Origin of the sequence: Actinomadura kijaniata NBRC 14229 (genome assembly GCF_001552175.1) — a bacterium.
Classification (GTDB): Bacteria; Actinomycetota; Actinomycetes; order Streptosporangiales; family Streptosporangiaceae; genus Spirillospora; species Spirillospora kijaniata.
On the sequence record NZ_BCQR01000042.1, the window covers coordinates 37206 to 63584 of the forward strand.

The 26379-nt window shown below is 67.9% G+C and carries 26 protein-coding genes; 13 read left to right on the forward strand and 13 right to left on the reverse strand.

The window, feature by feature from the left end; all coding sequences use genetic code 11:
* Positions 1-15: 15 nt before the first annotated feature.
* From AKI01S_RS15155 to AKI01S_RS15190, 8 genes are all read right to left on the reverse strand, one after another.
* Positions 16-804: a DUF2637 domain-containing protein gene (locus AKI01S_RS15155; RefSeq protein WP_067816927.1), complete on the reverse strand. Its 789-nt coding sequence runs from the start codon at positions 802-804 to the stop codon at positions 16-18.
* On the reverse strand, positions 801-992 hold the full coding sequence (locus AKI01S_RS15160; RefSeq protein ID WP_067816930.1) for a hypothetical protein: 192 nt from the start codon (positions 990-992) through the stop codon (positions 801-803). The genes AKI01S_RS15155 and AKI01S_RS15160 overlap by 4 nt, the downstream gene beginning before the upstream one ends.
* A gap of 222 nt (positions 993-1214) precedes the next feature.
* Positions 1215-2570, reverse strand: a complete 1356-nt coding sequence (locus AKI01S_RS15165; RefSeq protein ID WP_067816933.1) for an FtsK/SpoIIIE domain-containing protein — start codon at positions 2568-2570, stop codon at positions 1215-1217.
* An 11-nt stretch (positions 2571-2581) separates the two neighbouring features.
* On the reverse strand, positions 2582-2944 hold the full coding sequence (locus AKI01S_RS15170; RefSeq protein ID WP_067816936.1) for an SCO3933 family regulatory protein: 363 nt from the start codon (positions 2942-2944) through the stop codon (positions 2582-2584).
* A gap of 131 nt (positions 2945-3075) precedes the next feature.
* A complete protein-coding gene (locus AKI01S_RS15175; RefSeq protein WP_067816940.1) occupies positions 3076-3900 on the reverse strand; it encodes a protein phosphatase 2C domain-containing protein in 825 nt (274 codons plus the stop codon).
* A 12-nt stretch (positions 3901-3912) separates the two neighbouring features.
* Positions 3913-4755: a sigma-70 RNA polymerase sigma factor region 4 domain-containing protein gene (locus tag AKI01S_RS15180; protein WP_067816943.1), complete on the reverse strand. Its 843-nt coding sequence runs from the start codon at positions 4753-4755 to the stop codon at positions 3913-3915.
* 394 nt (positions 4756-5149) lie between these two features.
* A complete protein-coding gene (locus tag AKI01S_RS15185; protein ID WP_245681637.1) occupies positions 5150-5545 on the reverse strand; it encodes an ATP-binding protein in 396 nt (131 codons plus the stop codon).
* Positions 5546-5623: 78 nt separating this feature from the next.
* Entirely contained in the window at positions 5624-6433 is an 810-nt protein-coding gene (locus AKI01S_RS15190; protein ID WP_067816946.1) for a Scr1 family TA system antitoxin-like transcriptional regulator, read from the reverse strand.
* 454 nt (positions 6434-6887) lie between these two features.
* Between AKI01S_RS15190 and AKI01S_RS15195 the strand changes: the two genes are divergently transcribed.
* The 5 genes from AKI01S_RS15195 (at position 6888) to AKI01S_RS15210 (ending at position 12973) form a co-directional block, all read left to right on the forward strand.
* The gene (locus AKI01S_RS15195) at positions 6888-8135 is read left to right on the forward strand and encodes a dsDNA nuclease domain-containing protein (protein WP_157419850.1); all 1248 of its coding nucleotides are present in this window, start codon (positions 6888-6890) and stop codon (positions 8133-8135) included.
* Positions 8108-8707: a hypothetical protein gene (locus tag AKI01S_RS50525; protein WP_157419851.1), complete on the forward strand. Its 600-nt coding sequence runs from the start codon at positions 8108-8110 to the stop codon at positions 8705-8707. The genes AKI01S_RS15195 and AKI01S_RS50525 overlap by 28 nt, the downstream gene beginning before the upstream one ends.
* Positions 8704-10650, forward strand: a complete 1947-nt coding sequence (locus tag AKI01S_RS15205; RefSeq protein ID WP_218009686.1) for a coiled-coil domain-containing protein — start codon at positions 8704-8706, stop codon at positions 10648-10650. Before AKI01S_RS50525 ends, AKI01S_RS15205 begins: the two co-directional genes overlap by 4 nt.
* Before the next feature lie 1065 nt (positions 10651-11715).
* Positions 11716-11997 (forward strand): GNAT family N-acetyltransferase, encoded by a 282-nt coding sequence (locus AKI01S_RS54660; protein ID WP_369688720.1) that lies wholly within the window; start codon positions 11716-11718, stop codon positions 11995-11997.
* 433 nt (positions 11998-12430) lie between these two features.
* Complete coding sequence (locus AKI01S_RS15210; protein ID WP_157419853.1) at positions 12431-12973, forward strand: hypothetical protein; 543 nt, start codon at positions 12431-12433, stop codon at positions 12971-12973.
* Positions 12974-13091: 118 nt separating this feature from the next.
* Here the strand turns inward: AKI01S_RS15210 and AKI01S_RS15215 are convergent, their stop codons facing one another.
* Together AKI01S_RS15215 and AKI01S_RS15220 are read right to left on the reverse strand one after the other, a co-directional pair.
* A complete protein-coding gene (locus AKI01S_RS15215) occupies positions 13092-13871 on the reverse strand; it encodes a phenylalanine 4-monooxygenase (RefSeq protein WP_245681633.1) in 780 nt (259 codons plus the stop codon).
* A 104-nt stretch (positions 13872-13975) separates the two neighbouring features.
* Complete coding sequence (locus AKI01S_RS15220; RefSeq protein WP_067816963.1) at positions 13976-14569, reverse strand: hypothetical protein; 594 nt, start codon at positions 14567-14569, stop codon at positions 13976-13978.
* A 73-nt stretch (positions 14570-14642) separates the two neighbouring features.
* On the opposite strand from AKI01S_RS15220, the gene AKI01S_RS15225 reads away from it, so the two are divergent.
* The gene (locus AKI01S_RS15225; protein ID WP_067816966.1) at positions 14643-15293 is read left to right on the forward strand and encodes a dihydrofolate reductase family protein; all 651 of its coding nucleotides are present in this window, start codon (positions 14643-14645) and stop codon (positions 15291-15293) included.
* Between the two features lies 1 nt (position 15294).
* Here the strand turns inward: AKI01S_RS15225 and folP are convergent, their stop codons facing one another.
* Both folP and AKI01S_RS15235 read right to left on the reverse strand, forming a co-directional pair.
* Positions 15295-16203: a dihydropteroate synthase gene (gene folP / locus AKI01S_RS15230; protein ID WP_067816968.1), complete on the reverse strand. Its 909-nt coding sequence runs from the start codon at positions 16201-16203 to the stop codon at positions 15295-15297.
* A gap of 58 nt (positions 16204-16261) precedes the next feature.
* Positions 16262-17929: an FAD-binding dehydrogenase gene (locus AKI01S_RS15235; RefSeq protein WP_067816971.1), complete on the reverse strand. Its 1668-nt coding sequence runs from the start codon at positions 17927-17929 to the stop codon at positions 16262-16264.
* A 77-nt stretch (positions 17930-18006) separates the two neighbouring features.
* Between AKI01S_RS15235 and AKI01S_RS53460 the strand changes: the two genes are divergently transcribed.
* From AKI01S_RS53460 to AKI01S_RS15265, 6 genes are all read left to right on the forward strand, one after another.
* A complete protein-coding gene (locus AKI01S_RS53460; RefSeq protein ID WP_245681634.1) occupies positions 18007-19146 on the forward strand; it encodes a hypothetical protein in 1140 nt (379 codons plus the stop codon).
* 366 nt (positions 19147-19512) lie between these two features.
* Positions 19513-19989: a DUF485 domain-containing protein gene (locus tag AKI01S_RS15245; protein ID WP_083999612.1), complete on the forward strand. Its 477-nt coding sequence runs from the start codon at positions 19513-19515 to the stop codon at positions 19987-19989.
* The gene (locus tag AKI01S_RS15250; protein WP_218009687.1) at positions 19977-21692 is read left to right on the forward strand and encodes a monocarboxylic acid transporter; all 1716 of its coding nucleotides are present in this window, start codon (positions 19977-19979) and stop codon (positions 21690-21692) included. The genes AKI01S_RS15245 and AKI01S_RS15250 overlap by 13 nt, the downstream gene beginning before the upstream one ends.
* Positions 21693-21863: 171 nt before the next feature.
* Entirely contained in the window at positions 21864-22322 is a 459-nt protein-coding gene (locus tag AKI01S_RS15255; RefSeq protein WP_067816982.1) for a hypothetical protein, read from the forward strand.
* Between the two features lie 216 nt (positions 22323-22538).
* Positions 22539-24701, forward strand: coding sequence for a S8 family serine peptidase (locus AKI01S_RS52805; protein ID WP_218009688.1), 2163 nt, complete (start codon positions 22539-22541; stop codon positions 24699-24701).
* Positions 24702-24802: 101 nt separating this feature from the next.
* Complete coding sequence (locus AKI01S_RS15265) at positions 24803-25120, forward strand: SHOCT domain-containing protein (protein WP_218009689.1); 318 nt, start codon at positions 24803-24805, stop codon at positions 25118-25120.
* 22 nt (positions 25121-25142) lie between these two features.
* Here AKI01S_RS15265 and AKI01S_RS15270 read toward each other — a convergent pair whose 3' ends face one another.
* Positions 25143-25712, reverse strand: a complete 570-nt coding sequence (locus tag AKI01S_RS15270; RefSeq protein WP_067816989.1) for a MarR family winged helix-turn-helix transcriptional regulator — start codon at positions 25710-25712, stop codon at positions 25143-25145.
* A 337-nt stretch (positions 25713-26049) separates the two neighbouring features.
* Here AKI01S_RS15270 and AKI01S_RS15275 point away from each other — a divergent pair, with 337 nt between their 5' ends.
* Positions 26050-26370 carry a DUF3263 domain-containing protein gene (locus AKI01S_RS15275; RefSeq protein WP_067816992.1) on the forward strand — a complete coding sequence of 107 codons (321 nt, stop codon included), beginning with the start codon at positions 26050-26052 and terminating at the stop codon, positions 26368-26370.
* Positions 26371-26379: the final 9 nt, after the last annotated feature.

The following is a 26379-nucleotide window of genomic DNA, read 5'->3' on the forward strand; positions in this document are numbered from 1 at the left end:
GGTCTCCTCGTCGGGTCAGGCGGGGACGTGGTCGCGGACTTGGCGCAGCAGCTCGGAGGCGAGCTGGTTGGACACCCCGAGACGAGCCCGCAGGGCGTCACGGGTGATGGGGCGTCCGTAGGTGGCCTGATGTTCGGCGGCCACACGGCGGGCGAAGGCCACCAGCGGCGCGGCCGGTTCCGGTGATCGACCCTCGGCGGCGGGGGCGTCTTGGCCGGGGACGGGCAAGGCGGTTTGCTCGCTGACATCAGGACCGGCGGGGACGGCAGCCGCCAGCCCAGGACGAGGACCGTCCTGGATCTCACGGGACGGGGACGTCGCCGAGGACGCCGGAGACGGTCGGGACGAGGCCGAGGGGTGGCCGAAGGACGGCGGCGGAGCCATCTCGCCGGAGGCGGGCGAGGCCGGTTCGGCAGGACGGACGGCCGCCGCGCGGCGTTCGAGCATGGAGACCGCGACCAGGAACGCCGCCGCCGGGGTGCCGGCCACGATCCAGCCCCAGACGGAGGGTTCGGCTTGGGCGAGGTTGGCCGCCAAGGAGAGCAGGATGCCGCCGGTCAGTACCAACGTTGGCCAGGAGGGGCCGGAGGAGTGGCGGCCGGTGTGCTTGTCGCGTTGGCGCTCGCGGGCCGCCATGACGCAGGTCAGGTCGATGCACACCGCTACGGCCCAGGCCATCCAGCCGTGTTGTCCGTGGTCGATGGCGGTGTCGCGGATGTGGGTGAAGGACCCGGCGGCCGCGATGACCGCCAGGACCAGCACCGGGGCGACATCGACCAGCCCGCCCCACAGGCGCCGACTCACGCCGCCGCCCGAACGCTCAGCGAGGCCAGCAGCGCCACCAGTTCGGCATCACAACGGTGCGCGGCGGCCCAGGTGTCGGCCTGGTCGAAGGTGGTGGCGGTGAAGGTGTCCACGCAACACGAGCAGCGGGCGAGGTAGAGGGCTCGGACGGCGTCCCAGTCGATACGCACCGAGCCGAGGACGGCCATGGCCGCCGATCGGGACGAGGACGACGACCGGCGGGACGAGGACGACGACCGGCGGGACGAGGACGACGGCGAGGACGAAACGGATGCGGAGCCGGAGACGGAACGAGGGCGAAGGGCGATCACTCGGGCGGTCACGATGCCTCCAGAGCCGGTTTCGGGCATGGGTCAGGTAGGGACGTGGCGCGATCAGGGCTCACGCCGGGCGAAGTGGGAGAGGGAAGATCAGGCGGCGGCGGCCGAGCAGCCGGGACCGGTGGTGAGGGAGGAACCGATCAGGTCGTTCCAGTCGGGGGTCAGGTGCGCGTGGTCGCGGGTGGCGGTCTCAGCGGCTTTCTCGGAGACATAGACCGAGCGAGCGCGGTACCAAGCGCCGTCTTGACCGGCGACGATGCACACACCGGGGGTCTCGGCGGGGATGGCGCGGGCGGCGTCCAGGGCGGCCGGGTCCATGTCGCCAAGCGTCATGTTGGCGGTTTCGGGGTCGTTGACGCGGTGGCAGACCCGCCCGGAGAGCTGCGCCCGCAGCGCGGTGACGCCGGGACCGAGGTCCGAGCCGATGCGCTGGCCGCACACCACCAAATGGACGGCGAACGCGCGGCCCAGTTGAGCGACCCGCAACAGTGCGGTTCCGGTACGAGCGACCTCATCCTTCTCGGACTTGTCGGCCATCAGGAACAGCTCGGCCACCTCGTCGATCAGGACGACGATCGGGACCGGGCGCAGCTCTTCAGGCAGACGCCACACGTTGCGTGCGCCGTGGGAGCGGCACTGTTCCATGCGGTCTTCCAGCTCGGCCACCAGGTCATCCAGCAGGGCGCGGCACTGCGTGCGGGTGGTGGCCAGCGCCGACAGGCGAGGGGCGTAGGGGGTGAACTCCACCCCGCCCTTGAGGTCGAACCCGACCAGGGCGACCGGTTGCGGGGCCAGGGCCTTGATGATGGCGTTGGCCAGGTTGGACTTGCCCGACTGTGTGGCCCCGGCGTTCAGCCAGTGCGGCACAACCCGGAAGTCGATCACCCAGTCTTGGCCGTTCTCCAGCTTGCCCGGACGCACCTTCAGCAGCTCCCCGGTTTCGGGAGCCACCTCCACCACCGTCAGTGGGTCACGCATGGTGGCCCACAGAGTGACGTGGCCGGGCGTGACGTCGACTACTCGCACCGAGTGCACCCGCCAGGCGTGCGCGATGCGTTCGGCCGCCTTCTCGTAGTCGGCGGGAGCCTGCCCATCGCTCAGCCGCAGCCGTACCCGCCAGCCCAGCCGGGTCGGCCGGGGCAGCCCGAGCCGCGGAGCCTTCTCGACGCCCACGCGGCGAAGCTGGCGTTTGTACTGCACGACCGTCGCGGCGTTGCGGGCGGCCGGACCGACGACCGGCAGGGCGTCCAGGGTGTACCGCCAGCGCTGCCGGGTGCGGGTCAGGCCGCAACCGGAGGCGACATGACTCCAGGTCAGGTAGACCAGCACCATCCGGGTGGGGAAGGCGACGCCGTACCAGAACGAGTCCGGGTGCCAGCGCCGCCAGGCCCACAGCCCGACCGCGACGGCGACCATGCCGCCGAGGAAGAGGTAGAAGTCCGTCATGACCGTTCCCTTCAGGCCGCGTCCGTGGAAGTACCAGCGGGCGGGACGGCCGCCAAGGTGGCCGGGACGATGTCGTCGGCGCGGTAGGCGATGCCCCAACGCAGCCGACCGTTCATCTGCCGCTCCCAGGGCATCGCGACCAGACCGACCACGCGCACCACCTGTCCAAGCGTGATGCCGGGGTCCTTGGACAGCGCCACGCTCAGCAGGTCGATTCGGCCCATCTGGTCGGCGGCCGACAGGCCCACCGTGAATACGGCGTTGCCGTCACGGTCCACCTTGACCTCTCCGGTCTCCTGGCTGACCAGCTTGGGACGGGGCGGAGCGACGCACACGAAGGTCAGGCCGGTGACGTCGACGGGGATGTTGCGCATGAGTCCTCCAACTCGTTGTCCACCCCCCTAGACACCGGGTGGATTCACTCACTTGGTTTGTCTAGGGAGGTGGACAGTAAGGTACGGCCTAACGGAGCGACTGTCTAGGGGGGTCTACAAAATTGCCGCGCTCACTCGTGAGGCCGCCAGTAGACAACGCTGGCATCGTCCGAGGCCTTGCCTCGTGGCCAGCGCGAACCGTCCGGGTCGCTGGCTTCGACCTCGCGCGTTCGGGCGATCAGCTCCCCGGGACCTTCCTTGCGCAGCACGGCCAGGAGCTCATGCCACGTCGCCAGCCCGAAGCGGTCGGCAAGCCGACTCGCCCCATCGCTGAGAAGCGCGACAGCTCCCAGACCTTCCAGCGGAACGGACCCCGTGAGCGCCTGCCCGGCCGCCTCAGGCTTGGTGCTGGCTACCCAGAAGCCGCCCGGTTGATTGCGGTACAAGGCGAGCTTCTGTACACGGCTGAGCAGCCCGGCGGCGTGCTCATCCGTCCCGAGCGGTGGCCGTTCATCCGGATCGTCCAGCTTGGCGATCACACGACCCAGCCGGTCATCGGTGACGACCAAGGGCTCATCGTCCACCTGGTCGAGCACCAGCACCGAGTCAGACAGCACCAGGTACTCCAGATGATCACCAGCCACCCGCGCCAGGGCCACCGTGGCAGACGGGGACCCGGGATGTTCGAGGTCGCAAGCGTCCTGATGAAGGGCGTTGACCCGCTCAATGGCCACGGCCAAGGCTTCGGGAAGGGAAGCCCCCGTGTTCACGGCCTCTGCGAGTAGCAGTCCACCCAGGGACCGGGCATACCAGGAGACCGAGTGCGAGCATCCCGACTCCAGACCGGCAGGAGCGCCCGCCCCGTCAACGACCAGCAGGACACCAGATGCCGCCGCCGCGAAGTCCTCGTTGTCCCGTGCAGGGTTTCCCGGCTCGGTAGCGATCAGCACGCGCATCCATGTCTCCCGTCAGGCCGCCTCGTCGTGTCGGTAGACCGGAGTCAGAAGCTCGGTACGCAGCGGCTCATGGGTCCTCGGGTCGTACTCGGTGCCGACGATCGCCGAGAAACGGCTGTCTGCCACCTTGCCCCACAGGCTGCTGATGTCGCTGGTCAGGAAGTGCACGACACCTAGCGAACCCTCGGGATGGATACCGGCGATGGCGAGGATGCTGCCGTTGCCGTCCGGACGGGGAAGCCGCCCCAGGTACCCGATGTCATACGGGCGTTGCGGCTCCTCCTCCTGTCCCGAACGGAACTCCTTGCCGGTCCGCTTGTCTCGGAGGAGCCAGCCGACATCGTCGCGCTCCCACTCCAAGACCGGGTCCTTCTCATACGCTTCCCGCATCGCAGGGGACATGCGGGGACCGCAGATCACCAGCAGTCCCGGACGGTTGAGGTCGATCTCACCGTTGAGGCCCACGTGGTCGTACCCGACCGACAGATCGAAGGTCCGCGCGAGGTCTTCCAGCCGCTTGCCGGTGGTGAGGTCGTCCAGGGCAACGTACGTCCGGTCGCTGGCCGGGTCGGGCCGCAACGGGGTCACGACGGTCACCGCGCCGTTCCCCAGGAACGCGCCTTCGGGCGCCGGTCCCGTGTGCCGGATCTGATGGATCCGCCCGCGGCTCAGCCCGGCGGCCTGCGCGATCTGCGCGTACGACATGCCCTGCGCGTGGAGGTCCTGGATCAGCCGCCGCCGCAGCCGGGCCAGCTCGGTGACCTCTTGCTGAGCCTCCGCCAGGCGTGTGGTCGCCGCGCGCAGGAGTTCGTACGGGTCATCGATCTGCGCGATGCGCTCGAACTCGCCTGGCATGCCATCCCCTCCGGTCTCTGCCCGCGAGTCTAGGACCCTAGACAAAACGGCGGGAAGCTCCATGCCGGTCGAAGAGCTCACAGCACGCAGCCGCCGGCGACGCCGGGGCATGGGAGGCCCGCTCAACGCCGACCGGATTCCTTCCTGCGCCAGGGCCGGGGGAACTCGACGCCTTCCTTGGTCAGCTCTTCGGCGTACAACGCGGCGTAAAGATCGGGATGGATGAGCGCCAGTCGGCTCAGTGCCCGCCCCCGGGCACGCCGACGAGCGAGGTTCGTGGGACCGCGCATGTACTTGTTGACCGCTTCCTGGCAGGCCTCACACGCGGCCTCGCCGCGCCGTCGGTGCGCGTTGTATCCGGCCCGGGTTCCGCACCGGGCAGGCGCCCTGACCATCAGAGCGCCTCCGCCAGTTCGGCCCAGACGCGCAGGCCCATCCGGACCGGCTCACACCCCCACGCTTTGGAGACGTGCTGGACGATGTGCAGCCCACGCCCGTCCTGCGCGAACTCATCGGCAGGCTCGTCGGCGACCCGGGGACAACCCCGAGACCCCATGTCGACCACGCTCACCCGAACGCAGTCCTGCGCAACGTCCAGCTCCAGGACGAAGGAGCCGCCGACCTCGCCGCTCTCGGTGTGCTCCACGGCGTTCGTGGCGAGTTCGCTCACCACCAGTTCCGCAGTTTCGGCCAGGAGGTTGTCGCCGAGGAGCGCCCGCGTGAGTCGGCGAGCCTCACCGACCGACCCGGGTCCGCCCGGGAAGAGCCGGGACCAGCGCGTCATCTGCATCACCACCGCGCGTCTAGGGGGCTAAACACCCCGAGGGAGACGCAGCGTATGACAGATCTAGGGGGCTATTCAATACGTTCAGTGAATAGTCTTCAAGGTGCGGCGCACGTCTGCCGCCGCCTGTTCCACCAGCTCCCGCGCGGACTCCCCAAACTCCGCAGCCCGCTCAACCTGCGCAAAGACCTCCGCGTACGCCCGCACCTCACGCTCATCGGTCAGGCCGATCTCGCGGGTGAACGTCTCCACCGTGACCGCCGCTTCATCCACCAGCGTGAACCCGTGCAGAGCCACATGCCCCAGCCCCACCCCACGCAGCCGCACATCAGGCACCACGCCCAACCGCACATGCGGCAACCCCGCTACCTCCGCCACCCGCGCAAACTGTCCCTCCATGCACTCGCCCGACCCAGGCCAAGTGCGCAAGACCCCTTCCGCCAGCACCACAACCACCTCACGCCCAGGCTCGTGCAGCACCGACCTCCACTCAGTCACCGCACCCAGCCCAGCCGCAGCCGCGTACCCATCGGTCCGCAGCAAGCGCGGCATCACCGCCGACTCCCACACCCGCACCCGCCGAGCGCCCCGAACCAGCTCCACCCCAGCACCAGGCCGAAACAGAACCCCCGCATCCAGCCGCCGAGGAGCCGACCGCTCATACGCCTCCCGAACCAACGACTCCAGCCGCTCAACCTCAGTCGCCCCGACCCCCAGCACCTCGAACAGCCGCAGCACGACAACCGGATCAGAGACCCGCCGCCCCATCTCCACCCGAGACACCGTCGGCTGCGGCACCCCCGCCAACCGAGCCAGCCCACTGCCAGACAGCCCAGCCGCAGTCCGCAGCCGCCGCAGCTCCCGCCCGACCTCCACCAGCCGCTCATCACCCATAACCGAGCGTTCTACCAGCCTCAGGCACCAGCGGCCCGACTCGCGACCAACCTCAGCGACAACAGGGACAACAGAGCCGAATGAGAACTTTCTCTACGTCTTCAAGGGCGCCGCTCCGCGCCGCCAGGCGGCCGCCCGCCCCGCCGCACCGGGCGTGCGGCCTGTCCCGTCCGGTCCCGCCCGCCGGGGCGGACACCCGCGAGCGCCGTGAGAAGAGCAGCGTGGCTCGCCTGAGAGTTGCATGAGCAATGATGCTGCACCTCGCTAAGCGCTTTCACATGACCGCATCCGGTCATGTGAAAGGCACTGCATTGCATGCAACTCTTGGCATCCTTGTAGCACATCAATTCGTGCTGGATCGATAGCCCTTCTGTCGTACGGCCTGTAACGCAAGGCTCGACTTCTGGCAGGGGCATGAGGACTTCGTGTGTAGTTCGTATAGCTGGAGCGCTACTTGAGTGACATCGAGCCTAGGCAACTTGAAATTAGCCCGATGCTAACTACGGTGGCGAACCTGTCCAGCGACCCCACCGGTGTCTCAACCTTTAGACGCTACCTTTGGCAGGTCAAGCAAGCCGTCCGTATGTGGCTGACATGCCTCGTTGATGAGGGCGGGCCGATGTGCATCATTTGTGAGCATGTCGAGGACATATTGGTTGTATACCCAGATCATCTGCGATTCCTGCAACTGAAGACGCGCGACAAAGGATCATGGAGTGCAAACAAGATTTGCTATGACGGGAATGGTATAGAGTCCTTGATTCGAGCATACAAGGAGGCCAGAAAGGCAAATTTGCATGAACAGTCAACCTTTGAACTGTGGCTTGAAGGTCCTATCGCTGAAGGTGGACCTACTGAAAAATTTGTAAACGCCCCACATGATGCACCGAAAGAGCTAAGGGAGAAGATTGTAAAACTTGGGGCAGAACCGGCCTGGATTGATGACTTTTTGAGCCGTCTCAAAATTCGGCATGGTCAACCATCTCAGGCTTATACCGATGCTGCTTGCCTTCAGGAAATGGGGGCATTGTGGCCCTCTTTGTCTATTCAGGAACTTCGGTATGTATATAAACGATTGTTGGATGCGGCAACAACAGCTCAAGCTGGTGAGGTCAAGATTGAAAGCATAAGGACTAACATTGCAACAGCTCTACCCCTGCTGAGACAAGGGGCAACAGTTTCGAAACGTAATGGGAATGATGCGCTAAGAGCGCTTTATGCACAGACACTGCAACGCGCAACGCTCATAAGCCTCACTCCTCCAGTTACTGGCGCGACAAGCGAGCAACTAATGGAGAGGATATCTGCGGGCTCCAGCGCTTCCGCGCTGGAGCTAAAAATGCTTGCCGCAGGGGCTAGCGAAGCGACGATTCGGACAGCCAAAGAGCTTCGTGCAGATGCAGAAGTCATTCGCCAAAAGCTCATTGCAAGTAGACAGGATCCAGAAGGCGAACTTGAGGAACTTGCTGAACGAGTACTAATCGTAGGGCGCGCTACAGCCTCTAAAGTTACCGTTTCCCAGGCAGTCAATCCGTCTGCTGCATATAGACCCGCTGAATTTATCGCGGCAGAACTGCTTAGCGATCCCTCTAAGCTTGGAAGTATTGATCAAAAAAAGTTGTTCAACGGTGATGGGTTCGCCATCTACGGGTACTTGAGTCACCTTTCTGATGAATGTCGCTTTGGCTGGCGGAGTACGTAGTGCCAGAAAAATCGAAGGAAAAAGTATCGCCAACTGGGTCGCGAACAAAGTACAGGCCGACGCGAGAAGGGGAGGGCAGGATCCTGCTCCTAATTGACACTTTCAGTCGGAAAAAGAATGCAGTGCGGTATCTAGAAGGGCGAGTTAAGCTAGCAAAGCTCGACTTCCTTCTTAGGTATCCACATCATCTACGCAGGTTGCTGTTGGCGCATGGTGTAAATGAGTCTCAACTAAGAGACCTGGATGCTGGCGACTCGCCGCTTGATTCGCGCATGATGAGATACCGGTATGGACCATGGGATCCTTCCTACTACGCAATACTTGGTTCTCTGATAGGTCGAGGTCTGGTAGAGGTAGTTCCGCTAGGAGGGCGCTCAGGTTTCGGCTATCGAACTTCGCAGCTAGGTGCAGAACTCGCGTCCGCCCTGAGAGACGATGAGAGCTTTTTTCAGCTCGAAAAACGCTTGCAGTTGCTGAGAAAGTATCTCGATAAGTCGGGTGCCACGCTCAAAGGATATCTGTATGAGCTTCCTGAAGTGGCTGACGCGGCCTGGAACGAGGATGTTAAATGACTGATTCACCTCAGAAAGAAAGGCAACAACTCGCAAATTCTCATCGGCTGCGGATAAATAAGGTTGAGCTTGTGGGAGGTGGTCGGCAGGTCTTCTTTGGTTCCGGACTCAACGTCATCTTCGGTGATATTACAACTGGGAAAACCACGCTCGTTCGGCTGATACGTGGACTGTTGGGCGTTATGCCTGATGGATTGGCTCCAGAGACACAACGCATTACGGGGATTCTGGGAGACGTTTTGTTGGGGGATAGCAATTGGCGTATCTACCGACCCAGAGCAGCATCTCGGAGTGCAATGATTGAAATTGCTGAGCAGATAGTAACTGATCGACGTCCACCGGTAGCGATGCGTCTTCCAGCAGCTGGTTCAGGTCAGAATTACAGCTCCTTTATGCTGGACCAGCTCTCGATACCCGTCGTTAGTGTGCCCCAGGCCCGGACACGTCCAACTGACAAGCTCACGCCGATTACCATGACAGACTGGCTTGGGTACTGCATTATTGCAGGGGACGAGCTGGACACCCAAGTCTTCGGCCACCTACACCCCTTTCGCAATATCAAGCGTCGGTGGGTGTTTGAGCTAATTTATGGATATTTTGATCCAGAGCTTGCAAGGTTGGTCGCGACTCTCGGAAGTATCGACTTGCAACTTCAGGCGCTCGATCAAGAGAGCACTGTACTAGAAAAATTCTTGGCGGAAACTCCATTTGCGGACAGTTCGGCGCTGCAACTGCGGTTGCGCGATCGACAGACTGAGCTTATGTTGCTTCGTCAAAAGAGTAGTGAAATCGCTACTTCTGTAGCTGAGGTACCTGGCGCACAAGAGTCGCGTGAGACTCTTCTGGCACTTCGTGGTCGTAGAACGGACATTGGCGATCGAGAATCGCGTCTTCAAGCACAAATTGCCGATTTGCGAGATCTGCATCGGCAGCTTAAGAGCCAATCGGCACGGATAACTAGGGCCATTGTGGCTGATGAATGGCTCGTCGACTTTGATTTTGTCGTATGTCCAAGGTGTGGCACTGATGTCGATGCTGATAGGGGAACCGAAGCAACGTGCTATCTATGCCTTCAAGAACACACAACCTCTGTGTCCCGGGACCAACTATTGGCCGAGCAAGACCGCATCGGAAGTCAAATCCTTGAAACCGAGGAGCTTATCGAAAAGCGGTCCGTAACGCATAAAATCATCAAGGACGAGATGCTGTCTCTTGACCGAGAAATTGAGGAGATGGCGGAAAGGCTTGATCGGCAGACGGCATCTTTCATCTCCGATCGGGCAACAACTCTTGAGAATCTCGCTGCAGAACAAGCTCGTCTTGAGGCAGATGTTGCTCGCCTCAATGAGTACCTTGCTCTTTTGCGAAAGTTTCAGAACACAAGCCAGCGGCGTTCAGAACTTGAAGACAGCCGTGACGAGTTGTCTGCGGAGATTGAGAGCAAGGAGCTTGGCAAGGTTGATGCAGAGGAACACGTCCGAGCGCTAGAGCAGCGGATGTTGGAGTATCTGCATGAATTGCACATACCTCAATTTGGCGACGAGTTGAGCGTTAAAATAAATAGAACCACGTTCCTGCCGATTATTGCAGGAAGAAGCTTCGAAGAGCTGTCGAGTCAAGGTCTCAAGACCCTCGTAAATATTGCCCATGCCTTGGCGCATCACACAGTCGCCATTGATAGAGACCTCCCCCTTCCTGGGTTTCTGATTATCGATGGGATATCGGCTAATTCCGGCTCTGAAGGATTCGATCGAGCGCGCGTAGCGGATGTCTATCGTCTCCTCAAGCAGGTTGGGGAAGAGTACGAGGACGAACTGCAGATCATTGCCGTTGATAATGAACCACTCAAAGATCTAGTTCTTGAGTTGCTCGACTCCACGGTCCTCGTGCTGCGACAGAATGATCGCCTGATCCGGACCCATAAGCCGGAGAGCGCTGTATGAGAAGTTTCGCGCTATGCTTCACAGCCGTACGAGCGTAAAGGGGGCCTCGCAACTCCCTGTAGGCCGCGCTCCGCTTCGTTCGCTGAAGCTTGATGCGAACGCCGGTTGAGCGTGCTCGAACCAGGGGGCGCGCCGCCCCCTAGACCCCTCGCCGGCCGAAGCACATGATCGCGCGAGGCTGCCTGTCACACATGACGATCGTTCGCGCGATCATGCACTCCGGATCGGGGCTGCGGCGGATTGAGCCTGCTAACGAAGGTGCTAGTAACGGCTCTGGATGACCTTGGACGGCTGCGCACGTAGGAACCGTCCGCATGCAGAGCAGAGGGCAGACCTGGATACGCGTGGACCCCCTCGATCTTGCTTGTAATTAGATGCTCGCTGTCGTCTTATGCTGTTCGGGATCAAGGGGAGTCAAGCTCGTGCAAGTGTCGCTTGACCCCGCGCCAGGCTACGAGGCTCACCCCACGCAAAGTCTGGAATCTTCCGACTCAAGCCAGAGAAGTTAGGCTCCGAGAAGCCATTGAGCAGGTAGTCTTCTAGACTTGTGGCATCATCGGACAAGCGCCATGCTCGTGTCTGTAAAAGACGCTAGCATTCAAGGGTTTGCGCGTTGACAAGGCGAAGCATAAAAGAGAGGGTGCATCCTCAATGAGTGATGAAGAGTCTCCAGCATCTTCGGAAGTTGAGATAGCGCTTCGGGCCGCGCATCGCGCTCTCGAAGCCATCTCCGGAGACGGGTTTGTGCCCGAAGAGCGTCTGACGACCTCAGAAGTGGCCACCCAGTTCCCTGCCATGGTTGACAGGGCATACCAAGCTCTTGCCGCTCAGCTCGGCCCACTCATTTGGTGGCATGCACCGCCGAGGGAGGGGTGGGGCACCGTCATAGCAGTTCACAACTTTGACGACGACGCCCACAGCATCGGTGAGATCGAACTTGATGGGGCTACATTCAACGGGCCCACCGGAGGTTGGCACGATAGCGCCCTGGATCGTGCCGCGCGCGCGTACAGGCGTGAAGCCGGATGGGATTTCCCTCCTGGCGACTCGGGCATCTGGTTGCTTATGCTTTCCCCAGAGTCCCGAACGAGCGCGGGGAATGATGAGACGGCACTCTATAGTGGGCACCTCGTTGGGTTTTTGATTGTCCGTGATCGTGACGAAAATGGAATCTACGAGTCTGTAGCGCATATTTGGACCGCTTCGTCTTGGCGACGTCGCGGAATTGCGCGACGTCTGCTCAATGAAGCCCGAGCACGCTTTCCTATTGCCGAAGTAGAAGGCCCCTACACAGAAGACGGGTCCGCCTTTCTTGACGCCTGCCCGATAGAAGCGGATGGCCATTAGCTGAGACCCAGATCGCTTGCTGTGTGTGGTTGTGCAACCTAAGGGTTGGGGCTGTAGCTGACGCGTGGCTTCCGATGCAGCAGTCTGACGGCCCCTGCGCCCCGGGTCGGCTTGACCTCTGATGGAGTAGTTCTGCCCTAGGTAAGGGCGGTGGCTGTACAGCAGGGGGTACAGCTACGGAGGCTTACGGCTGCTGGCGGATGCAGGCAGTGGCACATGGACTGACCTGGGACGGAGCGCTTCCGGTGGGTGGTGCCGGTTTCTTGTAAACAAGGGGTTAGGGGTTCAAGTCCCCTCGCCGGCTCTCCACGCCAGAGCCCTCTTCCCAGGTGGGAAGGGGGCTCTGGGGGTCTCTGCCTGGCTGTGTGCTTGACCTTCTTTTCTGGTCGCCAAAGAATCCGTTCTGGGCTTGGTGGTGGAAGGGGCGTTCGGCATGGGGTTCGTGGTCGAGCGGGAGCAGCGGACGATGCTCTTGCACCGGATGAACTTCGTTGGGCGTCCCTCGCCGGGTAACACGGTCTCCTGGGATTACGAGGGGCGGTTCTGGCTCGTTGACAGGCCCGATGACGGGAGTTCGGCGCATCGGCGTTCCGTTCGGTGCCCGGTGTGCGAGAAGACGTTGAACTTCACCGTGCACAGCGTTGAGGCCACCTCCGGTAGGCGGGCCCGCCGGTGGGTCTGGGCCGCCTGCGGTCTCGCCGTCGCTGTGCTCACGCCGTTCGCCCTGCTGGTCACCGGTTTCGGCACCGTCCGGTTCACCGTCGTGCTGGTGGTCGCCATCCTGGCGTTCCTGTTCGCGTACCTCTCCGCCTATGTCGCCGCACGTGAGACGGGCTTCGTGGGGCACGGGGTGAGTTGGCCGATCATCCCCAAACACGTGGCGGCCCTGCCCCAACGCGACCCGCATACCGGCCGGATCGAGTACTCCCGGGAGCCCATCCCGTTCAAGCGGGAGCGATCTGCGGACACCAGTTGAAGCGGATACGTTCCGTGTTCTTGTCGCTCCATCGCCGATGCCTGGGCTGGACCTGTTCGAAGAGTTCGGCGGCCGGTGTGCGGATTTCTCGCCGGGATTCGCGTTAGTTGTTGCGGGATCATGCTGCGTGGGCTGTTTCGGGCAGGGTTTCGAGGTAGTCGGCCAGTGCGTCGGTCAGGTGGGTCAGGGAGCGGGCACAGAACAGGATGGGCTGGTAGCCCGTGATGTCGTAGTCGGTGCGTGCCATGGTGGGGACGTCCAGTTCGTGGATCTGGTGTCCGGGCCAGTTGAGCTCGCCGTACGAGGAGAGCAGTGCTGCGCCGAACGCCTTCGGGACGCCGCTCTCGGCCAGCAGTCCGCATTCGAGGGTGAACCAGTACACGCGGCTGATCGCGTCCAGGGTCTCCGGACCGTCCGCCCGGACGGCGGCGCGGCCGATCATCCGGTAGATCTCCGCGATGGCGGGGTGCGACAGGTGGAGGCCGTGGCCGAACACGTCGTGGATGACGTCCGGCTCGGGCGTGTACAGCGGAACGGCCGGGTGCCGGACGAACTGCACCGCGTGGAAGTGGCCCCGTGCCATCGATCCGAGGAACCGCCTGGTGGGGACGACTCCTCCCGCCAGGGTGAAGCTGAACCCCGTCAGGCGTCGGAGTTCCGCTCCGACCTCCTCGTGCTGGGGGATCCGGTCGGCGGGGACCGGGGCCTGCTCGCGGGCTTCGAGGACCTCGCGGCACGCGTGGCGGCGGTGGGCCCGGGTCAGCGCGCGGTGGACCGTCCGCCAGGTGGCGTGCTCCTCCTCGGTGTACCGGACCGTGGGAGAGGGCTGCCCGACCTGGTGTCCGCGGGCGAGGGCCGCGAAGGCGCGTCGCCGCCGCAGGTAGCGCGGGTCGCTCATGCCGGGATGGCGGTCGGCCGGCCCTAGCCGACCATCGGGTGTGATCGGTGTGGCTCTCATGTCCCCTGGTCTACCCGGTGTGAATGATCTATTCCGGAGCGTGGTCAGGCGATGCCGCGGTTCCCGCGTTCGATGTCGATGAGCTCGTTGGTGAGCTTCTCCGGGTCCACCTCGCAGCCGGGGTCGTGGAGGGCGTCGTAGTCCCGGGTGCTGAGGGGGAGGCCGAGTTCGGCGAGCTGGTCGGCCAGTTGGGCGAAGGCGATGCGTTCGTCGGGCTCGCCCTGGTAGCGGGCTCGTTCGGAGGCGCACGCCTCGGCCAGGTTGCCGCCCGCCAGGGTCCAGTAGGTGAACTCGGTGTCCAGCTCGATGACGGGCGGGGGCCCTTCGGGCTCGTCGGGGTGCGTCCAGTAGCCGATCCAGCCCTTGCCGCCCTTGGCGACGAACTTGGCGTACCTGCTCATCTCCGCGATGCCGGCGTTGATGGCCTGCATCTCGGGGTCGGCGAGTTCCTTCTCGCTGAGGTAGCTGGTGTCGAGCAGCGGGCTGGGCTCTCCCGGCTCCAGGAACGTCAGGTCGAGAAGGAACTGGAGGTCGGTGCGGCCCTCCCACTGCGCCACCAGCATCGTGCGCAGGTCGTCCGGGACCGGACGGCCGTCCAGGCGCTCGCGGGAGAACTCGGCAAGCCGTTCTTCGTGCATGGGTCCGCCTCGGTGATCGGGTTCCGGGCGATCGTAGCGGCGGCCGCTGACAGCGCTCGCGTACGGTTTCCGTATGGAGATCGAGGAGCTGGTCAGTGCCTACGACTATCCGGAGGACGCGCCCTGGCTGCGGGCGAACATGATCGCCACCCTGGACGGGGCCATCCAGTACAAGGGGAACACCGGGGCCATCGGGTACGAGACCGACTGGCTGCTGATGCAGGAGCTCCGGAAGCTCGCCGATGTCGTGATCATGGGGGCCTCGACCGTCCGGGAGTACGACGAGTTCCCCTCGGCGACGCCGCTGGTCGTCGTGTCCCGGAGCCTGGACCTGGACTTCGACGGCAAGGTCTTCGCCGAGGCGCGGAGCCGGCCGATCATCGTCACGTGCGCGGCCGCGCCCGCCGAGCGGCTGCGGGTCGCTGAGGAACGCGCCGAGGTCCTCGTCTGCGGCGACCGGTCGGCGGACGTCGGGCTGATGCTGGAAACGCTGGCCGAACGCGGTTTCCGCCGCATGCTCTGCGAGGGCGGCCCGACGCTCCTCGCCGAGGTCGCCGCCGCCGGGTGGCTGCACGAGCTGTGCCTGACGATGAGCCCCATGGTCGTCGCCGGGACCGCCAAGCGCATCCTGGACGGCCCCGTCATCGACATCCAGCGCATGAAGCTGCGCCACACCGTCCAGGACGGCGACTACCTGTTCCTCAAGTACCAGGTCGAGCGGTAGGTCACAGGTTGTGGCGGGTGTGGGCCGGGGGGCGCCAGCCGAGGATGCCCTCGGTCATCCGCACCGCCGCGACCGTCTCGCGGACGTCGTGGACGCGCACGATCCGCGCCCCCTGCATGATGCAGAAGACCACGGCGGCGATCGTGCCCTCGACGCGTTCCCGCTGCGGCCGGTCGATGGTCTCGCCGATGAAGTCCTTGTTGGAGACGGCCGCGAGCATCGGGTAGCCCACCGCGGCGATCTCCGCCAGGCGGCGGGTCAGCTCCAGCGAGTGGTAGGTGTTCTTGTTCAGGTCGTGGCCGGGGTCGATGATGATCCGGTCCGCCGGGATGCCGCGGCCGAGCGCCGCCTCGACGCGGTCGCGCAGGAACGCCGCGACCTCCCCGGCGACGTCCTCGTAGGTCGGGCGCGGGTAGCGCGTGCGCGGGGCGGCGAGGCTGTGGGTGATGATGACGTGCGCGCCGGTCTCGGCGACCACGTCGGCCAGGGCGAGGTCGTGCAGGCCGGTGACGTTGTTGATGACGTCGGCCCCGGCGGCGACGGCGGCGCGGGCGACCTCGGGGTCGTAGGTCTCGACGGAGATCACGGCGCCGGTGCGGGCGCGGGCGGCCTCCACCAGGGGCAGCACCCGGTCCATCTCCTCCTGCCGCGACACCGGCGGGGTGTCGGGGGAGAAGGGGACGCCGCCGATGTCCAGCCAGTCCGCCTCGTGGGACAGCGCGTCCTCGACGGCCCGCACCGCGCTGTCCAGGGCGAACGTGCGCCCCCGGTCGTGGAAGGAGTCCGGGGTCCGGTTGATGATGGCCATCACCGCGACCTGGCGCGCGAAGTCGAAGGTCCGCCGGCCGATCGTCCGCTTCGGGCTGACGAGGTCGGGAGTGAACAGCTTCGAGCCTGCTGCTTCGGTCAAGACTGGCCTGCCTCGCGGTGATTGCCCCGGTGATCCCGGCCAGCATAACGCCCTGCTCCTAGCGCGTCTCCTCCGCGATGGCGCGCCCCGCGACACGCCCTCCGAACAGGCAGTTCCCCAGGAACGTCCCCTCCAGCGACCGGTAGCCGTGGACGCCGCCGCCCCCGAATCCCGCCACCTCGCCCGCCGCGTACAGGCCGGGGAACGGCGTCCCGTCGGCGCGCAGCGCGCGGGCGGACAGGTCGGTCTGGACGCCGCCCAGCGTCTTGCGCGTCAGGATGTGCAGCCGGACGGCGATCAGCGGCCCGGCCTTCGGGTCCAGCAGCCGGTGCGGCGCCGCGGTGCGGATCAGCCGGTCGCCCCGGTAGCGGCGGGCGTTGTGGACCGCCATGACCTGGAGGTCCTTGCTGAACGGGTTCGCCACCTGGCGGTCGCGGGCGACGATCTGCCGTTCCAGCTCGGCCGGGTCGATCAGGGGCTCCTTGACCAGGTCGTTCATCGCGGCGGCCAGCTCGGGCACGGTGGTCGCGGTGACGAAGTCCGGGCCGTGGTCCAGGAACGCCTGGACCGGCGGGGGCGCGCCCGCGCCCACCCGGTTCAGCAGTTGCGGGATGCTCCGGCCGGTCAGGTCCGGGTTCTGCTCGGAGCCCGACAGCGTGAACTCCCGCTCGATGATCTTGCGGGTGAGCACGAACCAGGAGTGCTCGTACCCCGAATCCATGATCGTCTTGAGGGTGCTCAGGGTGTCGAAGCCGGGCAGGCAGGGGGCCGGGAGGCGGCGGCCGCGGGCGTCCAGCCACAGCGAGGACGGGCCGGGCAGGATGCGGATGCCGTGGTGGGGCCAGATGGGGTTCCAGTTCTGGACGCCCTCGGTGTAGTGCCACATGCGGTCGCGGTTGACCAGCCGCGCGCCCGCGTCCTCGGCGATGGCCAGCATGCGCCCGTCCACGTGCTCGGGAACGCCCGCGATCATGTGGCGCGGCGGCCCGCCGAGCCGCGGGGGCCAGAAGGCGCGGACCATGTCGTGGTCGCCGCCGATGCCGCCGGAGGTCACCAGGACGGCCTGCGCCGACAGCTCGAAGTCGCCGGCCGGCGTCCGGGAGCTGGACACCCCCCGGGGCGCGGTGCTGGGTTCGAGGATCGTGCCGCGGACGCCGGTGACGGTCCCGCCGGTGACGACCAGCCCGTCGACGCGGTGCCGGAAGCGCAGGTCCACCCGTCCGAGCTTCTCGGTCTCGAACACGTGCCGCACGAACGGCGTCAGCAGCCCGGGTCCGGTGCCCCAGGTGATGTGGAACCGCGGAACGCTGTTGCCGTGCCCGTCGGCGAGGTGGCCGCCGCGTTCGGCCCACCCCACCACGGGGAAGAACCGCACCCCGAGCCCGTGCAGCCAGGAACGCTTCTCGGTGGCCGCGAACTCCACGTACGCCTCGGCCCACCGGCGGGCCCAGTAGTCCTCGCCGGAGGGGTCGTCGACGCCCCGGTCGAACGCCGCGCTGCCCAGCCAGTCCTGCCAGGCCAGCGCGTGCGAGTCGCGGACGCCCATGCGCCGCTGCTCGGGCGAGTCCACGAAGAACAGCCCGCCGAACGACCAGTACGCCTGCCCGCCCAGGTTGGTGCGCGGCTCCTGGTCGAGCAGGATCACGCGCCGCCCGGCGGCGATCAGCTCGGCGGTCGCGACCAGCCCGGCCAGCCCCGCCCCGACCACGATCACGTCAGCGTCCATGTCCCCCTATCTACCGGAACGGGCGGCTCCTCAACCCCGCCCGGCGCGGCCGGTCCCGGCTGTGATCACATAGGGGCGTGACGAACGTGCGCGACGAGGTCGAAGCGGTCCTGCGGGCCTGGGACGCCTACGAGGTGAAGCGGGGCGGCGACCCCGTCATCGACTTCGACCTGCTGCCGGGCGGCCCCGAGCCCGAGCCCGCCGCCGACCGGCTCGGCGTGTACCGGCGGCTCGCCGAGCTGCGCGGGGACGCCGAGGGGCCGGTGCGGGAACGCGTCGACGCCGACCTGGCCTACCTGGGCGCCCTCCTCGGCGAACGCCCCCCGCTCGACGCGTACGTGCGCGCCACCCAGGGTTGCGGCGCCGTCGGCTGGTCCCCCGAGTACGTCGAGGAACGCCGCCGGATCGCCGTCGCCGCGCTCGCCGAGGTCGGCGTCGCGTGGGGGCCGGAGGCCAACGCCGAGCTGCGCCGCGTCGAGGGCCCGCTCGACGTCGCCGACGCGCCCGACGCGATCCGCGGGGCCGTCGCCGAGCTCGAACCCGCCGTCCGCGCGCTGACCGGCAGCGACGCCCCCTACCGCCTCACCGTCGAGACCGCCGAGGTCGAGGCCTACTGGGCGTTCTGGCTGGACGGGGCGGGCCGGGACGTACGGCTGCGCCTCAACCTGCCCAACGTCGAGTTCACCCGCGCCGGGGCCCGCCAGTTCGCGCTGCACGAGGTCCTGGGCCACGGTTTGCAGAGCGCGAGCCTGCACGCCCGCGCCGCCGACGCGCCCTGGGTCCGGCTACTCTCCGTGCACGCCCTCCAGCAGGTGATGCTGGAGGGGCTCGCCCAGGCGTGGCCGCTGTTCGTCACGCCGGACGACGCCATCCTGGCCGCGCGCATCCGCCTCGACCACTACGTGCAGCTCGTGCGCGCCCGCGCCCACCTGGACATCAACGCCGGAACGCCGGTCCTCGACGTCGCCGACCGGATGCGCGCCGCCGTCCCCTGGTGGGGTGACGACCGCGTCGCCGCGCAGCTGGCCGACCGGGGGGCGAACCCGCTGCTGCGCTCCTATCTGTGGGCTTATCCGGCCGGTGTGGATTGGTTCGTCTCCCTCGCCGAAAAGGGGGGAGAGGCGACCGGAAACGTATTGCGGACAGCTTATCGAGAGCCGCTGACCCCCGCCGGGCTGGCCGCCCTGTGGCCGGAAGGACCGCGGATCGGCGGCTGAGGATTCCGCCTTACCTGGTCCATTACCGGCTGTCATGTACGGAGCGTAACCTTCTGGTCTTGGTCGTCCTCCCCATCGGGCATGGCCGCATTCCCGGACAGGGCTCCGACATTTCGGTTTCGGAAGTGGACATTGGGCGCGATGGGGTTGCCTGGGGGCCAGGTTGGCCTCGCCCTGGCGGCTTTTTCTTGCTTTCTCGCCAACCGGCCACTACCCGCTCCCATTCTTTGATCTCATAGTGATGAGACCACTACTGAGGGTCACTATGAGTCAGGGGAGGGCCGGATGGTCTGGGACTCAAGACCACCCCAGCCGCGCGGGGGGCGCGGCCGTGCCCGGCAGGGCACCGGCGTTCGATACGCCGCCATGGCGCATGATGAGCGGTTCCTTTTGCTGCGATCCCGGTTCCGGCGGCTCGCCGCCGCGATCGTCGCCTCGTTCATGGGGTGGTATCTGCTTTATGTCTTGTTGTCGGCGTTCGCGCGCGGGTTCATGGCCCAGCCGCTGTTCGGCAACGTCAACGTGGCGCTGGTGATGGGCGTCCTGCAGTTCGTCTCCACGTTCTCGCTGGCCTGGTGCTACGCCTCCTACGCCCGCAAGACCCTGGACCCGCTCTCGGCCGAGCTGCGGGCCGAGGCCGACCAGGCGCCCCATCCGCCCGGCCACGCCGCCGTCCGCCCCGAGCCCGAGGCCCGCGCCCGGGCCGAGGACGCCGCGGCCGAGCGGAGCCCGCGCCCCGCCGACCCCTTCACCGCCCACGAGCGGGGCGCGTCCGTCGAACGCCCCCGGGACACCGAACGCGGCTGGCCCGGCGTCCGCCCCGACCCGGGGTGGCTCCAGTGAGGGCGGCGGCCGTGCGGGCCGGGACGCTCGCGGCCGAGGCGGGGGGCGGCCGCGCGCTGACGTTCGTGCTGTTCCTGGTGTTCATCGGCATCACCCTCGGCATCACGTTCTGGGCCCGCGCCAACACCAAGGGCGCCGTCGACTTCTACGCGGGCGGCCGCAGCTTCTCCGGCGCCCAGAACGGCACCGCGCTCGCCGGCGACTACATGTCGGCGGCGTCGTTCCTGGGCATCGCCGGGATCATCGCGCTGTCGGGCTACGACGGGTTCCTGTACTCGATCGGCTTCCTGGTGGCGTGGCTGCTGACGCTGCTGCTGGTCGAGCTGATGCGCAACGCGGGCCGCTTCACCATGGCCGACGTGCTGTCCTACCGGGTGCGCCACCAGGCCCCGGTGCGGACCGCCGCCGCCGTCTCCACCGTCACCGTGTCGGTCTTCTACCTGCTGGCGCAGATGGTCGGCGCGGGCGCGCTGGTGTCGCTGCTGCTGGGCATCCACGCCGGCGAGACGTTCATGGGGATGTCCGCCGACACCGCCCGCACCCTGGCGATCATCGGTGTCGGCGCGCTGATGATCGTCTATGTGAGCTTCGGGGGGATGAAGGGCACCACCTGGGTCCAGATCGTCAAGGCCGTGCTGCTGATCTTCGGCGCGGCGGTGCTGACCCTGCTGGTGCTGGCCCGGTTCGGCTTCAACCTGTCGTCGATGCTGGGCGCGGCGGCCGACTCCAGCGGCCGGGGGCAGGCGTTCCTGCAGCCCGGCCTGAAGTACGGCCGGGAGGTGCCCGACACCGCCCAGACGCTGATCAACAAGCTGGACTTCATCAGCCTGGCGCTGGCGCTGGTCCTCGGCACCGCGGGCCTGCCGCACATCGTCACCCGGTTCTTCACCGTGCCCGACGCGCGCGCCGCCCGCACCTCGGTGAACTGGGCGATCGGCCTGGTGGGCGCGTTCTACCTGATGACGCTGGCGCTCGGCTTCGGCGCGGCGGCGCTGGTCGGCCGCGCCGAGATCGTCGCCCAGGACCCGGCGGGCAACACCGCCGCCCCGCAGCTGGCGCAGGCGGTCGGCGAGATGGTCGGCGGGCGGATCGGCGGCGAGATCATGCTGGCGTTCATCGCGGCGGTCGCGTTCGCCACCATCCTGGCGGTGGTGTCGGGCCTGGTGCTGGCCTCCTCCACCTCGCTGGCGCACGACTACTTCGGCCACGTGCTGATGCTCGGCCGGCCGCGCGAGTCGCAGGAGGTCGCGGTGGCGCGGTTCGCGGCGTTCCTGATCGGGTCGCTGGCCATCGTGCTCGCGGTGATCGCCAAGAACATGAACGTGGCGTTCCTGGTCGCCCTCGCCTTCGCGATGGCCGCCGCCGCGAACCTCCCGGCGATCACGCTGTCGCTGTTCTGGCGGCGGTTCAACGCGCGCGGCGTGGTGTGGGGCATCTACGGCGGGCTGCTGTCGTCGCTGGTCCTGGTGTTCTTCTCGCCGGTGGTGTCGGGCAAGGTCGATCCGGTGACCGGCGCGAGCCTGTCGCTGTTCCCCGCCGGGGTGGACTTCCACTGGTTCCCGATGGAGAACCCCGGGCTCGTGTCGATCCCGTTCGGGTTCCTGTGCGCGGTGGTCGGCACGTTCCTGGGGCGCGAACGCGCCGACCGCGAGAGGTACGACGACCTGTCGGTGCGCTCCCTGACCGGAGCGGGCTCCGCCTGAGCGGACCGCCGGACGGAGATCGCAGGGCACGCCCGCCTGGACCGGCGGGTGGAAAGAGGGCCCCTCCCGTGCCGGGGAGGGGCCCTCGCCCCTGTCAGGGCGTGGTTACGTGGGCGGACTAACAGCCCGGGCAAGCGCCAGGTTACTGACGAGTACGGCATTCTGGAGCGCATGAAGTCCACGTCCCTGCTCGCCATCGCCGGCGCGGTCGGCGGCACCGCGCTCGCCGCCGCCGGAGCCGCCGTCCTCCTGCTGGGCGACGGCGAGGCCGACGCCCGCCCCGCCGCCACCGCCGCCGCCCACCGGGACGCCGGGGGGATCGGCAGGGCCCTGCGCGCCGCCGGGGCGACCGGCTGCGTCGCCGAGCAGACCCGCGTCGAGTGCCGTTACGAGGGGCGCTACGTCGCCGCCGCCGTCTTCACCCCCGACACCGGCATGACCGTCGACACCGCCCTGGAGAGCTGGAAGAGCGGCGTCGGCCAAGGCGCCCTCGGCGAGCAGGGCGCGTTCTCGCTGCTGCGCGGCCCGAACTGGCTGGTCACCGGCCCCCGTGCGATGGTGGACAAGGTCCGTCCCGAAATCGGCGGCGACGCGCTGCACTGCGACCGCCCCTTCGGGGCCTGCGCCTGATCCCGGCGGGGCGGGGAAGATCCGCGCTGTCCCGTCCCGTGCCCTAATGTGCCGAGTGCCCGGGCGGCGTCGGCTTCGCGTGGCAGAATGCGGGATGCGCCCTCCGTGCTCGGTGGGGTGCTGATGAGGGGGTGAGCCCGCCCGCGACGGCCGCGACGTCCGGGGCGCGTGTCGCCCCGTCGAGCACGGCCGACTTGCCGGGAGGAGGTGCGCGGCGTGACCCGTGCCGCCCGACGCCGCCGCGAGCCCGCCGCCCGCCGCCTCGCCGTCCCGGTCACGGCGACCCTCACCGGACTGACCCTCGCCGCCTCCGTCGCGGTTCCCGCCGCGCTCGCCCCCGAACGCCCCGCCGACCGTTCCACCGCCCGGCCCGCCCCGGAACGCACCGTGCGCGGCGCGGCGGCCGGGGCGCTGCGCGCGGCCCGCACCGACCAGATCCGCGCCCGCCAGTGGCATCTGAACGACATGCACGTGACGCGCGCCTGGCGCTGGTCGCGGGGCGCGGGCGTCACCGTCGCGGTGCTGGACACCGGCGTCGACCGCCGCCACCCCGACCTGGCCGGGCGCGTCACCACCGGCCCCGACCTGACCGGCGGCACCCGGCGTCCCGGCGGCAAGTACTGGGGCCTGCACGGCACCTCGATGGCCAGCATCATCGCCGGGCACGGCCACGGCCCCGGCCAGCAGGAGGGCGTGCTCGGGCTCGCGCCCCAGGCGCAGATCCTGTCGGTCCGCGTCACCTGGGAGAACGACGACCCGATGCGCCGCAACGGCGGCGAGGTCGGCCGCAACCGCGACGCCGTCGCCCAGGGCATCCGGTACGCCGTCGACAACGGCGCCCACGTCATCAACATGTCCCTCGGCGGCGGACGCCAGTTCTACAACGGCAGCCAGGCCGAGGAGTCGGCGATCAGGTACGCGCTGTCCAGGGGCGTCGTGCTGATCGCGTCGGCGGGCAACGACGGCTCCGCCGCCAACCGCAAGAACTTCCCCGCCGCCTACCCCGGCGTCATCGCCGTCGGCGCGCTCGACCGGCGGCTGCGGCTGTGGAAGGACAGCAACCGGCACCCCTACGTCACCGTCTGCGCGCCCGGCGTGGACATCGTCAGTGCCGACGCGGGCACCGGCTACGTCGTCGGCACCGGCACCAGCCCGTCGTCGGCGATCGTCGCGGGCGTGGCGGCGCTGATCCGGTCGCGGTACCCGAAGCTGACCCCCGAGCAGATCCGGCAGGCGCTCGTCCAGGGCTCCCCGCCGCGCCGCCAGCCGACCGGCTCCGAGACCTGCCGGGGCCCGCTGGACGCGGCGCGCGCGTTGCAGGCCGCCGCCCGCCTCAGCAAGGCCCGGACGCTGTCGGGCGCGGCGCCGGCGCCGGCCGACTCGCGCCCGATGTCCGCGCCCGAGGAGGACGAGGAGCCCGACACCCTCCTGTTCGCGATCCTCGCCGGCGGGGGAGTCCTGGTCCTGCTGGGCCTGGTGCTCGGCTGGCGGCAGCGCCGCCGTCCGGGCGACGAGGACGACTTCGCCTACGAGCCGCCGCGCGAACCGGCCGGCGCGGTGGCCCCCTCGGGCCCCGTCGCGGAGCCGCCGGTGTGGCAGAGCCGGGACGTCTCCCTGTCGGGGACGAGCGCCGACCTGTCCATCCCGCACGGGACCCCGGCCGACAAGCCCGTGTGGCCGCCGAACGGGGACCGGCCGGAGCGCGACCGCCACGAGCCGGCCGAGAGCCCCCCGTACGTGGCCCCCGGCCACCGGCCCGCGTACGCGGACCCGCCGTACCGGCCGGGAGAGGCGGCATACGGTCCCGCGGACGCCGCCCCCGTCCCGTACGACCCGGCCGAGACGGCGGCCGACCGGGCATACGGCGACCCCGCGAGCACCGCGTACGACGCGGACCCGCCCTACGGCCCCGCGTACACCGCCGGCGGGCGGGAACGCGCCGACGACCCCTCGGTGACGCCTGACATCCATGACCCCCTGGGCGTGGGCGACCCTCCCGAGGTTCCCGGCGTCGGCTCCCCGCTCTACGGCGAGGGCCCGCGGCCCGGCCGCGACCCTTGGAGCACGGGCGCCCCCGACCCGTTCGACGGCGGTGGCCCGCCCGCGCCCTCGGGGGGCCCCGTCCCGGACGCCGACACGACCGCCACCGACGGGTACCCGACGTTCGACGACGACGAGTGGGACCGGTTCCGGCGCAGCGCCCTGGCGGAGCCGGGAGCGGACACGGACGGGTTGCCCGGCGGCGCGTTCCCGCCGGCCCCGCCGCCCGGCCTGGCCGACCGGCCCAGCACCGTGGACCCCCTGGACGAGGACCCGCTGCGGCGGGGACGCCGGTCCCGGCCCGCCGACGAGGACGACTACCGGCCGCCGTGGTGGTGACCGGCGTACTCCGCCGGGCGTAGCGCGGAAGCCGCCTGACGTGGGATTACAGGCCCCGTGCCGGCCGCCGACCATCGACTTGTCCGCACTGGAGGAGGTCGATGGAGATGATGACCGCGATGACCGCGCTGACCACGTTGGCGGCCCACCCCGGGCCCTGGCGCGACGGCCCCCACGGAGGCGCCTACGACGCGCCCGCCTGGTGGCCGGTGTTCCCGATCGGGTTCGGGCTGTTCTGGCTGGCGGTGCTGGCCGGGGCGTTCTACCTGCTGCGCCGCCGGGGCTGGGCCCGGCCCGCGACGGCGGGGGCCGACCCGCTGGCGCAGGCGCGTTCCACCCTGGCCGAGCGGTTCGCCCGCGGGGAGATCGACGAGGACGAGTACCTCACCCGCTCGGCGGCGCTGCGCCAGGACGTCTGACGGGGAGGGCGGGGTCCGGGCGCTACTCGGACTCCGCCTCCTCGAAGATCCGGTCGACCCCGTCGGGGTCCATCGGGGAACGGACGGCCGCGTCGGCGAACCGGGCGAGCAGCCGCGCGAACTCGGTCCGCTCCCCGGGCGTCCAGTCCGCCATCAGCTCGCGCATGTAGTCGAGGCGGAACCGTTCGGCGACCTGCTTGACCCGCGCGCCCGCGTCGGTCAGGCCCAGGTTGGCGCGGCGAGCGTCCATGGGGGAGGGGCGGCGGGACACCAGGCCCGCGTCGATGGCGTGGCCGACCAGGCGGCTGGCGGTCGAGGGGTCGATCTCCAGGCGTTCGGCGACCGCGCCGACGGTGACCTCCGGGCCGTCCGCGCAGTCGCTGAGCGCGGCCACCGCGTGCACCACCATCAGGTTCGACAGCTGCAACGGCCGCCCGCCCGGCCCGCCGGAGGTCTGGGCCCGGATACGCTTCATCAGGTCGGGCTTCGCCCACACCCGGCGCAGGTGGAACAGCGCGAGGGCGATGTCGTTGAGCACCGGGTCGTCCACCGGGTCGACCGGAGCCCCGGCGGTGGGCCTGTCCGTCGCCATGCGCGTTCTCCGTTCCTCTCGGACGCCGTCTCGCCGCCCGGATGGCCGGACGATTACAAATGTACTATGCATACTTTAACGCGTGCGGTCCCGGAGAGTTCCGGATCCGCGTGGCGGGTTCCCCCGGCGCCGCCGACACGGATGTGGTGCACTGGGGCCTGCGCGTTCTCATGGGACGACGGGCACCGGCCTTCCCCGCGAACCGCCGGACGGCGTCGGTGCGGCCGACTAGCATGGCAGCGGCCGAACCCGGATGACCCGGGATCAGTGACCACAGAGGGGATTCCGTGCCAGGGCGACAGGGCCCCGGCGACGCTCCCGTTACCTGGACGGCAGCATGAACGATGACCCAGTACCCGAGCCGCTGACCACTGGTCTGGACGAGGAGGAGCACGCCTTCCCGGCCGATCTGCTCTCCGAGCGCGACCGCCAGATCCTCGCCTTCGAACGGCAGTGGTGGAAGTACGCCGGAGCCAAGGAGCAGGCCATCCGCGAGCTGTTCGACATGTCGGCGACGCGGTACTACCAGCTCCTCAACATCCTCATCGACCGCCCCGAGGCGCTCGAACACGACCCCATGCTCGTCAAGCGCCTGCGCCGGATGCGGACCCAGCGGCAGCGGCAGCGTGCCGCGCGTCGGCTGGGCATCCGGCCCTGAGGTGACCAA

Excerpts from the sequence above, each read along its gene's own strand:
- AKI01S_RS15185 (WP_245681637.1), bottom strand. The coding sequence starts at position 5,545 with ATGCAGATGACGCGCTGGTCCCGGCTCTTCCCGGGCGGACCCGGGTCG.
- AKI01S_RS15215 (WP_245681633.1), bottom strand. The coding sequence starts at position 13,871 with ATGAGCGACCCGCGCTACCTGCGGCGGCGACGCGCCTTCGCGGCCCTC.
- AKI01S_RS15205 (WP_218009686.1), top strand. The coding sequence starts at position 8,704 with ATGACTGATTCACCTCAGAAAGAAAGGCAACAACTCGCAAATTCTCAT.
- AKI01S_RS15220 (WP_067816963.1), bottom strand. The coding sequence starts at position 14,569 with ATGCACGAAGAACGGCTTGCCGAGTTCTCCCGCGAGCGCCTGGACGGC.
- AKI01S_RS15210 (WP_157419853.1), top strand. The coding sequence starts at position 12,431 with ATGGGGTTCGTGGTCGAGCGGGAGCAGCGGACGATGCTCTTGCACCGG.
- AKI01S_RS15160 (WP_067816930.1), bottom strand. The coding sequence starts at position 992 with ATGGCCGTCCTCGGCTCGGTGCGTATCGACTGGGACGCCGTCCGAGCC.
- AKI01S_RS15165 (WP_067816933.1), bottom strand. The coding sequence starts at position 2,570 with ATGACGGACTTCTACCTCTTCCTCGGCGGCATGGTCGCCGTCGCGGTC.
- AKI01S_RS15245 (WP_083999612.1), top strand. The coding sequence starts at position 19,513 with ATGGCGCATGATGAGCGGTTCCTTTTGCTGCGATCCCGGTTCCGGCGG.
- AKI01S_RS15235 (WP_067816971.1), bottom strand. The coding sequence starts at position 17,929 with ATGGACGCTGACGTGATCGTGGTCGGGGCGGGGCTGGCCGGGCTGGTC.
- AKI01S_RS15225 (WP_067816966.1), top strand. The coding sequence starts at position 14,643 with ATGGAGATCGAGGAGCTGGTCAGTGCCTACGACTATCCGGAGGACGCG.
- AKI01S_RS15265 (WP_218009689.1), top strand. The coding sequence starts at position 24,803 with ATGGAGATGATGACCGCGATGACCGCGCTGACCACGTTGGCGGCCCAC.
- AKI01S_RS15180 (WP_067816943.1), bottom strand. The coding sequence starts at position 4,755 with ATGCCAGGCGAGTTCGAGCGCATCGCGCAGATCGATGACCCGTACGAA.
- AKI01S_RS15255 (WP_067816982.1), top strand. The coding sequence starts at position 21,864 with ATGAAGTCCACGTCCCTGCTCGCCATCGCCGGCGCGGTCGGCGGCACC.
- AKI01S_RS15190 (WP_067816946.1), bottom strand. The coding sequence starts at position 6,433 with ATGGGTGATGAGCGGCTGGTGGAGGTCGGGCGGGAGCTGCGGCGGCTG.
- AKI01S_RS54660 (WP_369688720.1), top strand. The coding sequence starts at position 11,716 with ATGCTTTCCCCAGAGTCCCGAACGAGCGCGGGGAATGATGAGACGGCA.
- AKI01S_RS15275 (WP_067816992.1), top strand. The coding sequence starts at position 26,050 with ATGAACGATGACCCAGTACCCGAGCCGCTGACCACTGGTCTGGACGAG.
- AKI01S_RS15170 (WP_067816936.1), bottom strand. The coding sequence starts at position 2,944 with ATGCGCAACATCCCCGTCGACGTCACCGGCCTGACCTTCGTGTGCGTC.
- AKI01S_RS15270 (WP_067816989.1), bottom strand. The coding sequence starts at position 25,712 with ATGGCGACGGACAGGCCCACCGCCGGGGCTCCGGTCGACCCGGTGGAC.
- AKI01S_RS15175 (WP_067816940.1), bottom strand. The coding sequence starts at position 3,900 with ATGCGCGTGCTGATCGCTACCGAGCCGGGAAACCCTGCACGGGACAAC.
- AKI01S_RS50525 (WP_157419851.1), top strand. The coding sequence starts at position 8,108 with ATGTCGCTTTGGCTGGCGGAGTACGTAGTGCCAGAAAAATCGAAGGAA.